Source organism: Flavobacterium procerum, from assembly GCF_042431625.1.
Classification (GTDB): domain Bacteria; phylum Bacteroidota; class Bacteroidia; order Flavobacteriales; family Flavobacteriaceae; genus Flavobacterium; species Flavobacterium procerum.
In genome coordinates this window covers 173,649-187,971 of record NZ_JBHLYW010000005.1, presented here as the reverse complement: position 1 = coordinate 187,971, position 14,323 = coordinate 173,649, and the positions used below count along the sequence as shown (strand labels likewise).

The following is a 14,323-nucleotide window of genomic DNA, read 5'->3' as shown; positions in this document are numbered from 1 at the left end:
CAGATTCATAATCCTTTTCTAAAACCGTTGTTGTTTTTTTATTTTTTTTGAAGTTGCGTTGCTTTTTTGAGCGTTGCAAAGTTAAAGAAAAATCAACAGAATAAGGCTTTTAGCACGAACTGGAATCCGTTAATATTATCTAAAATTTTGAGTATTTAAATTTAAATATTTTCAAGTAAAAGCTTTTTAAAACACAAATCCCCGAAACATTGGTTTCAGGGATTTTATTTGTTTTTAATTCTAGGTTTATGTAATCGAAGCTTCATAAATTTCTTTAATTGAATTCCCTAACTGATTATTAAATTGAGCATCAGATTGGCCTGCTGTAAGTCCTTCAGATAATGCTCTTGAGAAACTGGCAATCAAACCGTGATTTTGCGCTAGTTTAGTATTGGCTTCTTCTCGAGAATAACCTCCGGACAACGCCACAACCCGAACTACGTGCGGATCTGTTATCAATTCGCCGTAGAAATTATTTACTGTCGGAATAGATAATTTCAACATCACTTTCACATTTTTATCAAGGGCATTCAGCTGTTTTATGATTTCATCTTTAAGAATCTGCTCTGATTTTTCTTTGTCAGGACTGTAAATGTCAATTTCAGGTTCAATAATCGGAATCAGTCCTTTTTCGAAAATTTGTAAACCGACTCTGAACTGCTGTTCTATTACATCACGAATTCCTTCAGGATTTGCTTCTTTAATTACAGAACGCATTTTGGTGCCAAAAATATTTCGTTCTACAGCTCTTGTCAATAATTCATCCAAATTCGGAATAGGTTTCATAAGTTGTACGCCACTTGCAAGATCAGTAAGTCCTTTATCAACCTTTAAAAAGGGAACGATTTTTTTCTTATCCCATAAATAATCTGCAGTCCATAAACCGTCAATTTTACGATCCATGGTGTTTTCGAACAAAATGGCACCAAGAATATATTCGCTATCAAAAGACTGACTTTTGATGATTCTGGTTCTCATTTCATGTACAAGAGTGTACATTTCTTCGTCGTTAGAATAGCTGTTTTCTTCAACGCCATATTGCGATAATGCCTTTGGTGTGCTTCCGCCGCTTTGATCTAATGCTGCGATAAATCCTTTTCCAGTGTGCATGAGATTCAACTGTTCGGTATTTATACTTTTCATAACTGTAAATTTATATCTATAATTCCAGTTAATTTACGCAATTTTTTTATTACTACTTATAAATCAGTGATTAACATTCTAAAGTCCGATTTTCTCATTTACTTTGTCATAGACTTCTTTTACTTTTTTTGGAGGATCAAATCGATAACCCGCAGAAAGTTTTAAGGTTATGATATTATCATTTAATCTTGGGTCGACTTTTTCATCTTGAGCAAAACTGATGGTGTTTAGAGTTGCAAAAGCAAAGAAACGATCTTTATTGTAGGCAAGTTTTAAATTGAAATCGGCTTGATATAAAGCTGAGGTATCTTTATCAATCACATTTAGTCCAGCGCCCAAAGCAAGTCCCGCGCCAATTAAAACTCGATCGCTGATCACAAAATTGTAGAAATAGGAGGGAGCCAGCGTAACTACATAAATGTCTCCAGGTGATGAATCGGGAGTGTTTAAATCTAAATTGGTGTAATAAAAAGAGAAGGTTGGAATAAAACTTCCGGAACTTTTGGTCTGCCATTCGTTTTGACTTACCAATGTTTTAAACGAAAATTTATCATTGAAAACATAAGCCGTTGTTCCGCCTATTTTTGTTGTGCGCATATCCGGCAATTGCGCCGTAATGTTGCCGTCTTTGAAGTAAAACCCTTTTTGATTGATGAAGGTGAAAGACTGCATCCATTTTTTTAAATAAAAACGGGTATTGAAATTAAAATGTTTGGAATGTGAATCGCCTTTATTCTGACTCAGAAATTTAGGAGCAAAACCAAAACCAACATCAATAATTTTATAGTTTAAGTTAAAACCAATCTGTTCTCTTCGATTCGGAATAAGATTGACATACATTTTGGTTTCCGGATTATCAGATGCAATCTGAAAACTATTGGAAGTATCTAGATAATAAACACTGGCTGTAATTTTATCGTTGTAGGATTTGAAATAGGGATTTCGTAGGGAATCGTTTTGGGCGAAACATCCAAAAATGCTGGTAAAGAATGTGGTGTAAATGAATTTTAAACACATAGAAACATAGTTTTTGGATGGTTTTAAAAAAGACATTTCATTCAAAATAAATCACATAGCGTTATGTGAAAAAATGCAATTTTCTAAAATTACCTCTAAGATAGATCTTTAAATCTATGTTTCTATGGGTTAGATGAATTTAAAATTTAAAAAAAAGAGCTTCGGAGAAGCTCAATATTTATAGCAAAATTTTATAGAGATGTTTGAAAAGCTCCAGCGGAGCGACATATTTATTTTCGTAAATAATAATTTAAACCCAATCAACCGGATTTTGCAACACATTAATCAATTTCTCCTCTTCGCTTCCCGCTTCTGGATGATGGTCGTAAACCCATTGCACATGCGGAGGCAAACTCATCAAAATACTCTCGATTCTTCCGTTGGTTTTTAGTCCGAATAAAGTTCCTTTGTCATGAACTAAATTAAATTCAACATAACGGCCTCGACGGATTTCCTGCCAAGTTCTATTCGTTTCGTTATAAGGAAGATTCTTTCTTCTTTCCGCAATCGGAACGTATGCTTCAAGAAAACTGTTTCCGACTTCGGTTACAAAATTGTACCAGTTTTCCATTGACATTTGTTCATTTGCTTTGCAATAATCAAAGAATAAACCGCCAAGACCGCGAGCTTCGTTTCTATGTGTATTCCAGAAATATTCGTCACATTTCTTTTTATAAAGCGGATAAAATTCTGGATTGTGTTTATCACAAGCCATTTTACAAGTTTGATGAAAGTGTTTTGCATCTTCTTCAAACAAATAATAAGGCGTTAAATCCTGTCCGCCACCAAACCATTGATTGATTACTTTTCCAGATTCATCATACATTTCGAAATATCGCCAATTGGCGTGCACCGTAGGAACCATCGGGTTTTTCGGGTGAATTACTAAACTTAATCCGCAGGCAAAGAAATCGGCTTCGCCAACGCCAAACATTTTTTGCATGGTATCAGGAAGTTTTCCGTGAACAGCAGAAATGTTGACACCACCTTTTTCGAAAACCGCGCCGTTTTCAATAACGCGTGTTCTTCCGCCACCGCCTTCGGGACGTTTCCATAAGTCTTCACGGAATTTTGCAGTTCCCTCAACAGTTTCTAATCCAGCACAGATTTGGTCTTGTAAATTTTGTATGTAGGCGTAAAATTGGTCTTTCATGTTTTTATTTTTCATTTTCTGGAAAAGTATCATGATATTTAAATGCGGTATTCATATCAATTACTAGTGTTGTATCTTTTTTTAAAATCTTAACAAATCTTGAATTCGCTTTTTTTATTAATGAATCTCCTGTCTTAGCTTTTTCCCAAAGAATAGCGTAACCATATACTTCACTTGAATTGTTTAGCTGAAACATGGGAGACATACGGTTATCTTTATCTAAATATTTTTTTACAATTAATCCGGAAAAACTCTTATCAAACATTTGTATATATGCATCTCTGCTAATTTTTGCATCGTTTGAATAATAAGAGCATGTACTAACAAATATTGCAAAAAATAACATCGCAAAAAAACCTTGATATATTGGATTCAACTTCATAAAATCAAAATCTAAGATTTCTGTTAAAGTTTTTTCGAAAGAAGGCATGTTTTGACGTTTGCTAAATTTATCTTTTCAATTGATTGTATTCTGATTTAAGAAGTCCGAAATAAACAGAATTTTCCAATTCGCCATCGCCATTTCTAAATTCGTCTCGTAATATTCCTTCTTGTTTAAAATTATGTTTTAATGCAATTCGTTGGCTTGCCAAATTTACTTCTGATGTACAAATGAAAACTTTATTAAGGTTTAATTCTTTAAATGAAAATTCAAGTGCATCAGAAACCATTTTTGAAGTGATTCCTTTTCCTTGGAAATCTTCATCTATAAAATAACCTAGTTCACATTTTGAAATACGAAAATCAATGCTTTTGATACATAAATAGCCAATTAAAACATTGGTTTTAATGTCTCGAGCATAAAAATAATATCCTTCGTTATTTTTTTCTCTGGCTTTATTTACCGCTATAAAATTTTCTGCTTTTTCTGGTGAATCAGAATTAGCAAGTGTTACCGGAAAAGTATGTCCAATGTGGTTTCTATTCTTATCAATTAGTTCATAAAACTCTTTGGAAAGAATGTTTTCAATTCGATCTATTTTCAAATCTGTAAAACTCATTTTTATTTGTTTTTTAACGAAGTGATTTTAGCATTTATTCCAAAAGAAAATACTTTGCTTTCCTGATGAATGTATTGGTAAAGTGACAAAGCTTTATTTATAAAGTTATAATTTTCGTCTTTTGAAAATTCTACCAATAAATCTCCAAATTGCTCTAATTGCTCCCAATCAAAATGAAGATGATTTAGTAACGTTATTAAATCTTCATTCGAATAATTGACTAAACTTTCAATGTTTAAACCAAATTCTTTTAATTGAATTTCAATTTCTGTTTCTTCTAAATGGTCTAAAGGATAGGGCACAAAAATAAGAGTCCGCAACGTTTTCAGCACATTGTCGATCCTGATTTTTTCTTCATCTCTTAAACCTTTGTTGAGCATAATTTACCTTTTATTTGATTTGAATGTTGTTTGGCTGAAAACTAACCTACCTTTTTGAGAAGTTTCTTCTTTGCCAAAGTTCTTAATTATTCGGTAAACAAAACACAAAACAGGCAGCTAATAATAAATAAATCCCATACAAATTGGCACAAAAGGCTTTTCTATAAATAAACCGCTCGACTTAACCATTTGGAAATAATGTGATTTTTCTAAAAATTTTGCTGTTAATCCAAAAGGTGAAATTATTGCATTTCCGAGACAAACCGCTACAAATAAGAAAAAACAGAAAATGGCTTTTGACACCGATTTTCCAATTTCTATTCCTCCTTATTTCTGGAGAAACATTCGAAAAAGCAAATCGCATTCTGTTTAAAACTGTAAACATAATAAGCTTGAAAGCCATATTCTAAAAAAGAAAATGGTGAGTTTCTATGTAAATTTATATTTGCGAACATAGGAGCATTTTATTGAAAATGGTCAATAGAATTTATTCAAAATAAACCTGATTATCCAATGTCATTAAGTTGTATCCTATAATCAAAAAAAGAATTATCGATGGGAGCCATGCAATTCCGATAAGTCTAAAATACAAAGACTGTTTTTTGATTTTAGTAGCTTGAATATGAGCCAAAATATAAATAGTATATAGTAAAGGCAGAAAAAAAGAACCAATGTTGTAAACAACGATTTCAAACAGCTGCTTTTCGCCCGAAAGGGAATAATTACCAAAAACAAAAGTGCTGATTACATTATACCACCAAATTATAAAAACAAAAAGAACAATCATATTGAATGAAATAAAATTGACACTCGTTTTTTCTGTTTGTGAAATAACCTCTCTTTGTTCCATATTTTATTTTTTAACAACTTTTAGTGCTCAGTCTAGATTGAAACGGAACACTAAAAACTGAAAACTGAACACTAATTCCCGTATTCCTTCACAGCGTCAATAAATGCCTTTGCGTGATCTACAGGGATATTTGGTAAAATTCCGTGACCTAAATTTACGATATATTTGTCTTTTCCGAACTCGTCGATCATTTCATGAACCATTTTCTTGATAGTCGGAATTGGAGAAAGCAATCTTGACGGATCAAAATTTCCTTGTAACGTAATGTTTCCACCAGATAAATAACGAGCATTTCTTGCAGAACAAGTCCAGTCTACTCCAAGAGCAGAAGCTTTACTTTTACCCATTTCGCCAAGAGCAAACCAGCATCCTTTTCCGAAAACAATAACCGGAGTAATATCCGCTAAAGCGTCAACAATCTGGTTGATGTATTTCCATGAAAATTCTTGATAATCAACCGGAGAAAGCATTCCTCCCCAAGAATCAAAAATCTGAACAGCATTTACACCCGATTTTACTTTTTCTTTTAAATATAAAATAGTCGTATCTGTGATTTTTTGCAATAAAGTGTGCGCTGCGGCTGGATTAGAAAAACAGAATCCTTTTGCAGTATCAAAACTTTTAGAACCTTTTCCTTCAACAGCGTAGCAGAAAATTGTCCAAGGAGAACCTGCAAAACCAATTAAAGGTACTTCGTCGTTCAGCATTTCTTTAGTCAATTTCACAGCATCAAAAACGTAACCTAAAGTTTCATTTACATCTGGAACAAAAACTTTATGAACATCGGCCAAAGAACGAATTGGATTTGGAATAATCGGACCTAAATTGTCTTTCAATTCTACGTGAATTCCCATTGCACGAGGTACTACCAAAATATCTGAGAATAAAATAGCAGCATCTGGAGCGATTCTTCGGATAGGCTGCACTGTGATTTCAGCAGCTAATTCAGGAGTTTCACAACGTGTAAAGAAATCATATTTATCACGCAGTTCTCTAAATTCTGGTAAATATCTTCCTGCCTGACGCATCATCCATACCGGTGGTCGTTGCACAGTTTCTCCTTTTAAAGCTCTTAAGAATAAGTCGTTTTTTAACATGTTTTTTATTTTAGGTGCAAAGTCACAAAGTGACAAAGTTGCAAAGGTTTTTATTTATATTCTTGAATTACATCTTCAATCACATTTTCAATTGTAGGCTGATCTGCGATGATGATGTTTTTCGTGATTTTTGACAAAGCTTCTGCAGTAGTGTCGCCAATGCAGAAACAGATTTGTTTGTTTATGGTATTGTGTTTCAGATAACTTTTAACTCCAGACGGACTAAAAAACAAAATTGCTTCTGGATTTGCTTTTATTTTCTGAGGCTGTAGCGTAGTTTCGTAAACCTGAATTTCATTGAATTTAATTCCGTTTTCTTTCAAAGCTTCCGGCAAAGTATCTCTTCTAAGGTTTCCGCTGAAAAAAGTATAACTTTCATTTCCATAAATCAAGGTGATGATTTCTGCTAAATCGGATGCGTAACCTGTGTAAGCCACAACATTAAATCCGTTTTCCTCAAGAAGAGTTTTGGTTTTAAGTCCAACGCAATACACGTTTTTCTTTTTTAATTCTTCTGATTTTGAATCAGATAAAACACTGCGAACAGCATTTTGACTCGTAAAGATTAAACTTTCGTTGAGGTTTTTTAATTCGAAAGGTTTGTTTTCGGTTTTGATAAAATCGGCTTCGATTAATTCAACGCCATATTTCATCAGCTCTTGTTTATGAAGTGGAGATAATATTTTAGTAGATACTATTTGAACAGAGTTTGCCATTATTTTTTCAGGGATTCTTTAATCTGCTTCATTAATTCCGTTCCACCATTATTCAAGATTTCCTGAGCTGCGTTGAAACCTAGTTTTTTCCACTCCGAAATATCAACCGTTTTATTGATTTCCAGTTTTTGTTTTCCATCAATAGAAAGTAAAACACCTTGAAAATGTAAAGTGTCTTCATCTTCGTTATACGTAACTAAAGATCCAATTGGTGCTGTACAGCCGCCTTCAAGCGTTCTCAAAAACTGACGTTCAATATGCGTACAGATTTCGGTTTCGATATCATTTAACTGTGAAAGTGCATCCAATGTATAATTGTCATTTTCCATTGCCACCACAAGCATTGCGCCTTGCGCCGGTGCCGGAATCATCCAATCTAAATTGATGTAGTTTTCAGGCTTTAAGTTGATGCGCTCCAAACCTGCGGCTGCAAAAACAGCTCCATCCCAATTATTGTCTTGGAGTTTTTGCATGCGAGTATTTACGTTTCCGCGTAAATCTACTACAGTATGATTCGGGTATTTATTAAACCATTGTGCCTGACGACGAAGGCTTCCCGTTGCAATCGTACTTGGATTTGTAAAATCAGGGTTTCCTTTATGAACTAAAATATCCAAAACATTTGCTCTTTCTAAAACTGCAGCTTGAACAATTCCTTTTGGCAAGGCAGTCGGAACATCTTTCATAGAATGCACAGCGATATCGCAATCACCATTGATCATCGCTATGTCAAGCGTTTTGGTAAAAATTCCGGTAATTCCTAATTCGTAAAGTGGCTTATCCAGAATAATATCACCTTGAGATTTAACAGCAACAATCGAGGTTTTGTAACCTAAATCGTTTAGTTTTTTCTCTACAGTGTGTGCTTGCCAAAGTGCTAATTCGCTGTCACGCGTTCCTATTCTGATTGTCTTTTCTGCCATTTTGTTGAATTTCACCATATAAGTCATATAAGTAAATTTAAGCAGTTTGTGTAAAACAGCAGTTTATTAAATGAACTTATATGACTTATATGGTTTAAAAATTTATTTAAGATGCTTTTATTTTGAAGACCTTTTCAATCCATTCGATGCTTTCATCGACCATGGTGTTGTCGTCTTTTAAATGATTTGCAAAATGAGTAGTGATTTTCTGGATAATTCTGTTACTGATGATTTCAGCTTGTTCTTCGTTGAAATCAGCAATTTTTTTGCTTTGAAAATCCAATTCTGAAGCTTTAATGGCATTCAGTTTTTCTTTTAAGGCATTAATCGTCGGAGCGAACTTTCGTCCTTTCATCCAAGTAACAAATTCTTCTTTGATTTCTTCGATAATAGCTTCAGCAGCCGGAATGTGTAATTTTCTGTTTTCCAAAGTTTCATCTGTCAATTGAGACAAATAATCCATGTGAATTAAAGTTACACCTTCTAAATCTTCGACATTTTCGTTAACGTTTTTTGGAATCGATAAATCCAGAATCAACAACGGTTTTTTAAGATTTAGAATTGCTTTGTCAACCGTCGGGTTCTGCGCGCCGGTTGCTACAACGACAACATCGGCTTTTTGTAGTTCTAAATGTAATTCAGAATAATCTTTAACAATCAGATTTAACTTTCCAGCCAATTTCTCGGCTTTGTCTTTAGTTCGGTTGATTAAAGTGATGTGCTCATTTTTAGTATGTTTTACTAAATTCTCGCAAGTATTTCTTCCTATTTTTCCAGTTCCGAAAAGTAAAATGTTTTTGTTGCTGATATCCTCAACGTTTTTAAGGATGTATTGTACAGAAGCAAAAGAAACCGAAGTAGCACCAGAACTGATTTCAGTTTCAGTCTTGATTCTTTTGCTCGCCTGAATAACAGCGTTTACCAGTCTTTCCATAAAAGCATTCGCTAAACCTAAAGATTTTGAATGAATGAAACTGGTTTTAATTTGAGATATAATTTCGAAGTCGCCCAAAATCTGACTGTCTAAGCCAGTTCCGACGCGAAATAAGTGATTGATTGCTTCTTGATTTTTGTAAACGAAACCCACTTTTTGAAAAGCATCGACAGAACCGTTGCTGTTGTCACAAATCAATTTGATTAATTGAAAAGGGTGCTCTGCAAAACCATAAATTTCGGTTCTGTTGCAGGTTGAAGTAACTATTAAACTTTCTATTCCTTCGTTTTTAGCTTGTTCCAGCAAACGCGTTTTCGCAACTGCATCCAAACTAAATTGACCTCTTACCTCGGCATCCGCTTTTTTATAACTCAGACCAACTGAGTAAAAATAAAGATGTTTCGGTACGTTATTGTTTTCCATAAATTCACTTTCATAAAAGTGCAACAAAATTATTACTATAGCATTGATAAAAATAACGCTAAAAGTACTTTTTGTGTCGCTGTATGTTTTTTTGAACCTAAATGGGTGTTTTTGAGTAAAAAGGACTACTTTTGTAGCAAAATCAACTCATTAGAAAGGATTAGTTTAGAGTCGTTCTAAATAAGATTCGAACTTTGTTTTGATTTTCGTTTCAAAAAAATATCGCTATGGGTTCTCAAGAAATTATAAAAATTGAAGACGACTTTACGCTGATCCGTTTTCAAAACGACGGTGCCGAACCATTTTTTGCACAGCATGAAATCGTAGGTACAGGCTTGATACAGTTTCACTTCGGGATAAAAGGCAATGCCAAATTTTTGTTCAATCAGGGCACTTATGCTTTAGAACTAAAAGAAGAAAAATCATTGCTTTTGTATAATCCGCAAAAAGAATTACCGCTTCATTTAGAATTGGCTCCAAACTCGTGGGCAATTTCGGTTATTGTTTCAATAAAGAAATTTCACGCACTATTTTCTGCCGAAGCCGACTATATTACTTTCTTGAGTGCAGATAATAAGGATAAGAAGTATTATAACGAAGGAAACATCAGTCCGTCAATGGCAATTGTTTTGAGTCAGTTGTTTCATTACAATCTTCATCCATCGATAAAAAATCTTTATTATAAAGGAAAAGGATACGAATTATTGAGTCTGTATTTTAACAGAACCGAAGATCCAAATGCAGAACAATGTCCGTTTTTGATTGACGAAGACAATGTTTTGAAAATCAGAAAAGCCAAAGAAATTGTAATCGCGAATATGGCCGAACCGCCAGGATTGCAAGAACTGGCAGACGAAATTGGTCTGAATTTGAAAAAACTCAAAATGGGTTTCAAACAAATTTATGGCGATACTGTTTACGGTTTCCTTTTCGATTATAAAATGGATTTCGCCCGAAAACTTTTAGACAGTGGTTCTTATAATGTAAATGAGGTTGGATTGAAAATTGGTTACAGTACAGGAAGTCATTTCATAGCCGCATTCAAGAAGAAATTCGGAACAACACCAAAAAAATATTTGATGTCGATTAATGCGAATGTTTAATTTTTTTCGCCACTCCCGATAGTTATCGGAATCACGAATTAGTACAAAATAAAAATCTGCTAAATCTGCAGAATCTGCGAGAGAAATTGATTTTCTATATTCAACAATAATTAAAAAGTAATAAATATCATATTTCGATAAAGTAGCATGAAATACTTTTGCCGAAATTTAAAAAACAAATAAAAGCTTAAAGCAAAAGAACATAATGAAAGGCGTATTATTAGTAAACTTAGGATCACCAGAAAGTCCAACTCCAAAAGATGTAAAACCCTATTTAGATGAATTTTTAATGGATAAATACGTAATCGACGTTCCGTATTTATTGAGAGCATTATTAGTTCGCGGTATTATTTTAAGAAAAAGACCAGAAGAATCAGCGCACGCTTATGCAAAAATTTGGTGGGAAGAAGGTTCGCCATTAGTCGTTCTTTCAGAAAGAATGCAGAAAAAAGTGCAGCCACTTGTAAATGTTCCTGTTGCGCTCGCAATGCGTTACGGAAGCATGACAATCGAAAAAGGACTTCAGGAATTGAGCGACAAAGGAGTTACAGATGTAATGCTTTTTCCTTTATATCCACAATATGCAATGGCTTCGACTTTGACTATTTTAGTAAAAGCAGAAGAAATTCGCAAAAAGAAATTTCCTCACATGAAATTTACCGATGTTCCGGCATTTTACAACAAACCGGATTACATCAAGAATTTAGCAGATTCAATTCAAAAACACTTAGTTGGATTTGACTACGATCATTTGTTGTTTTCGTATCACGGAATTCCGGAGCGTCATATCCGCAAAACAGACGTAACAAAATCGCATTGTAAAATTGACGGTTCATGCTGTAATACGCCATCTCCGGCACATGAATTCTGTTACCGTCACCAATGTTACGAAACAACAAAACAAGTTATTAAATTATTAGGCCTTCCAGAAGACAAATACAGTTTGACATTTCAATCTCGTTTAGCGGGTGATAAATGGTTAGAGCCTTATACAGATGTTGAAATTGACAATATGCCTGCAAAAGGAATCAAAAAATTAGCGGTTGTAACACCGGCTTTCGTTTCCGATTGTTTAGAAACTTTAGAGGAAATCGCCATGCGCGCCAAAGAAGATTTCGAAGCAAATGGAGGAGAAGAGTTCTTGGCAATTCCTTGCTTGAATGATGATGATGAATGGTGCCAAACGGTTTCTAATTGGATTAATGATTGGGCGAAATAAATTTTAGTCTCAAGTTTCAGGTTTCAAGTTTTTCTCAAAGTTGATTAACCTGAAACCTGAAACAAATACTAAATGGAATACTATGTATGACTACTTAAAATCACTACACCTTATTTTTGTAATTACCTGGTTTGCGGGTTTGTTTTATATTGTGCGTTTGTTTGTGTATCAAATTGAAGCCAATGAAAAACCTTCACCCGAAAAAGAGATTCTTCAGGCACAATACAAAATTATGGCCTACCGTTTGTGGTATATTATCACATGGCCGTCAGCGGTTTTAGCAAGTATTTTTGCTTTTTGGATGTTGTTTTTTACAGAGGCGGGACATATCTGGATTCAGATGCCGTGGATGCATGTGAAATTATGTTTCGTTTTCCTTTTGTATTTATACCACGGAAAGTGCCATCAGATTTTTAAACAATTACAAAACGATGAGGTAAAATATTCCAATAATTTTATGCGTTTATGGAATGAAGGCGCAACGATTATTTTGTTTGCCGTGGTATTTTTAGTAGTTTTAAAAAGTGCCATCAACTGGATTTTCGGCGTAATCGGAATTGTTTTATTCTCGGTTTTGATTATGCTGGGTTTCCGATTTTACAAGCGAATTCGAGAAAAAAAATAAAAAAGGTTGCCACAAATTTCACGAATTAGCACGAATTTATTTTTATAGTTTTTGCCACAGATTAAAAGAATTTAAATGATTTTTTTAATCCAAATAATCCTTTTAATCTGTGGCAAAAAAAAATTAGTGTAAATTGGTGGAATTGCTTCGCCTGTTCGCTATCGCTCGGGTTGTGGAAAGAAAGTTTTTTAGTTTCAGGTTTCAAGTTGCAAAACGCAACCTAACCTGAAACTTGAAACCTGAAACAAATAAAACAAAAAAACATGCTAAACTTCAAAATGACAATGCTTTCCCTTCGTACCAGGATTTTCCTGTCGATGATTGTATTGATTGTTGTGGCATCTTTTTTATTGGCTTCGATTTCGATTATTCAGTTTAAAACCGAGGCCAAAGAATACCATCAGGAACGTTTAGAACGAAAAGAAAATGCGGTTAAAGAACATATTAATTACGTTCTGGCAACTACAACGTATCCGCTGAAGACAGGAAATTTAGATTTAATTTTTAAAGATAAAATTCACGAATTAGCGCAGATTCATAAAATCGAAATTAATATTTACAGTTTAGATGGAAAACTTTTAAAATCATCCAAAGAATCTTTCGCAGTTGATAAAATTGCCCCGCCAATTCCAGAATATATTTTGAAACTGGTTCGTTCCTCAATCGAAAAGCGATTTGTTGATATTAAAACCATTGACGGAGTAAAGAACCGTTCATCTTACAGTTTAATAAAAGACGAAAAATTCAAACCGCTCGGAATTTTAAATCTTCCTTATTTAGAAGACGATGGTTATTATGATAATGAGTTGAATACCTTCCTGATTCGTCTGAGTCAGGTTTATTCATTTATGCTGATTGTGGCTTTTGCCTTGGCGTATTTCCTTTCGACTTATATCACAAAATCATTAAAAACCATTTCCGATCGTTTGGAAGAAACCAATCTGGATCAGAAAAATGAGAAAATTGTTTTGGAAGCCAACAGTAAAGAAGTCAACTTCCTGATCAAAGCGTATAACGGAATGGTCGACAAACTCGAAACGAGTGCAATCAAATTAGCGCAAAGCGAACGTGAAGAAGCTTGGCGCGAAATGGCAAAACAAGTGGCACACGAAATTAAAAATCCGCTTACGCCGATGCGTTTGACAGTTCAGAGTTTTCAAAGAAAGTTTGACCCTTCTGCTCCTGATGTTAAGCAAAAGATGAACGATTATTCCGAAACCTTAATTCAGCAGATTGATACCATGACGTCTGTTGCTTCGGCATTTTCAAATTTCGCTTCAATGCCGGCGCAGCAAAATGAAACGTTGAATGTTGTTGAGGTTGTAGAATTGGCTTTGGATATTTTCAACGAAGATTATATTGTTTTCGAAAAAGAAGAAGAAGAAATCATTTCAAAAATGGACCGTACGCAGTTAATCCGTGTCATTACCAATTTGGTTAAAAATGCAACTCAAGCCATTTCGGAAAGTCAGTATCAGAAATCAATTGCGGTTTCTGTTAAACGAAGAAACAACAATGTTGAAATTGCCGTAAAAGACAATGGAATCGGAATCCAAAAACAAGATATCGGACGAATCTTCGAACCAAAATTTACAACCAAAACCAGCGGTATGGGACTCGGGCTCGGAATTATAAAAAACATCATCGAAAATTACAAAGGAACAATTACCTTTGATTCAACTTACGGAAAAGGAACTACTTTTACGGTTACGCTTCCTATCACTAACTCATAAAGCCAA

General features: G+C 34.2%; 15 protein-coding genes. 4 read left to right on the top strand and 11 right to left on the bottom strand.

The window, feature by feature from the left end; all coding sequences use genetic code 11:
- Positions 1-246 precede the first annotated feature (246 nt).
- From ACFFLS_RS05050 to hemA, 11 genes are all read right to left on the bottom strand, one after another.
- Positions 247-1,134: a fructose bisphosphate aldolase gene (locus tag ACFFLS_RS05050; RefSeq protein WP_379686341.1), complete on the bottom strand. Its 888-nt coding sequence runs from the start codon at positions 1,132-1,134 to the stop codon at positions 247-249.
- Positions 1,135-1,221: 87 nt separating this feature from the next.
- Positions 1,222-2,160 carry a DUF4421 family protein gene (locus tag ACFFLS_RS05045; RefSeq protein WP_379684110.1) on the bottom strand — a complete coding sequence of 313 codons (939 nt, stop codon included), beginning with the start codon at positions 2,158-2,160 and terminating at the stop codon, positions 1,222-1,224.
- A 250-nt stretch (positions 2,161-2,410) separates the two neighbouring features.
- Positions 2,411-3,313, bottom strand: coding sequence for an oxygen-dependent coproporphyrinogen oxidase (gene hemF / locus ACFFLS_RS05040; RefSeq protein ID WP_379686339.1), 903 nt, complete (start codon positions 3,311-3,313; stop codon positions 2,411-2,413).
- 4 nt (positions 3,314-3,317) lie between these two features.
- A complete protein-coding gene (locus ACFFLS_RS05035; protein WP_379684109.1) occupies positions 3,318-3,743 on the bottom strand; it encodes a hypothetical protein in 426 nt (141 codons plus the stop codon).
- Between the two features lie 19 nt (positions 3,744-3,762).
- Complete coding sequence (locus ACFFLS_RS05030) at positions 3,763-4,314, bottom strand: GNAT family N-acetyltransferase (protein WP_379684108.1); 552 nt, start codon at positions 4,312-4,314, stop codon at positions 3,763-3,765.
- Positions 4,315-4,316: 2 nt separating this feature from the next.
- Entirely contained in the window at positions 4,317-4,694 is a 378-nt protein-coding gene (locus tag ACFFLS_RS05025; RefSeq protein WP_379684107.1) for a hypothetical protein, read from the bottom strand.
- A gap of 487 nt (positions 4,695-5,181) precedes the next feature.
- Positions 5,182-5,544, bottom strand: coding sequence for a hypothetical protein (locus tag ACFFLS_RS05020; protein ID WP_379684106.1), 363 nt, complete (start codon positions 5,542-5,544; stop codon positions 5,182-5,184).
- Between the two features lie 71 nt (positions 5,545-5,615).
- On the bottom strand, positions 5,616-6,641 hold the full coding sequence (hemE, locus tag ACFFLS_RS05015) for a uroporphyrinogen decarboxylase (protein WP_308097297.1): 1,026 nt from the start codon (positions 6,639-6,641) through the stop codon (positions 5,616-5,618).
- Between the two features lie 50 nt (positions 6,642-6,691).
- Complete coding sequence (locus tag ACFFLS_RS05010) at positions 6,692-7,357, bottom strand: uroporphyrinogen-III synthase (RefSeq protein ID WP_379684105.1); 666 nt, start codon at positions 7,355-7,357, stop codon at positions 6,692-6,694.
- On the bottom strand, positions 7,357-8,280 hold the full coding sequence (gene hemC, locus ACFFLS_RS05005; protein WP_379686338.1) for a hydroxymethylbilane synthase: 924 nt from the start codon (positions 8,278-8,280) through the stop codon (positions 7,357-7,359). Before hemC ends, ACFFLS_RS05010 begins: the two co-directional genes overlap by 1 nt.
- 106 nt (positions 8,281-8,386) lie before the next feature.
- Positions 8,387-9,637, bottom strand: coding sequence for a glutamyl-tRNA reductase (gene hemA, locus ACFFLS_RS05000; RefSeq protein ID WP_379684104.1), 1,251 nt, complete (start codon positions 9,635-9,637; stop codon positions 8,387-8,389).
- 227 nt (positions 9,638-9,864) lie between these two features.
- Between hemA and ACFFLS_RS04995 the strand changes: the two genes are divergently transcribed.
- The 4 genes from ACFFLS_RS04995 to ACFFLS_RS04980 all read left to right on the top strand — a co-directional run bounded on the left by ACFFLS_RS04995 (position 9,865) and on the right by ACFFLS_RS04980 (position 14,317).
- On the top strand, positions 9,865-10,740 hold the full coding sequence (locus ACFFLS_RS04995) for an AraC family transcriptional regulator (protein ID WP_379684103.1): 876 nt from the start codon (positions 9,865-9,867) through the stop codon (positions 10,738-10,740).
- 205 nt (positions 10,741-10,945) lie between these two features.
- Positions 10,946-11,959, top strand: coding sequence for a ferrochelatase (hemH, locus tag ACFFLS_RS04990; protein ID WP_379684102.1), 1,014 nt, complete (start codon positions 10,946-10,948; stop codon positions 11,957-11,959).
- Positions 11,960-12,041: 82 nt separating this feature from the next.
- Positions 12,042-12,584, top strand: a complete 543-nt coding sequence (locus ACFFLS_RS04985; protein ID WP_379684101.1) for a CopD family protein — start codon at positions 12,042-12,044, stop codon at positions 12,582-12,584.
- A 317-nt stretch (positions 12,585-12,901) separates the two neighbouring features.
- A complete protein-coding gene (locus ACFFLS_RS04980) occupies positions 12,902-14,317 on the top strand; it encodes an ATP-binding protein (protein ID WP_379686336.1) in 1,416 nt (471 codons plus the stop codon).
- The last annotated feature ends 6 nt before the right edge of the window (positions 14,318-14,323 follow it).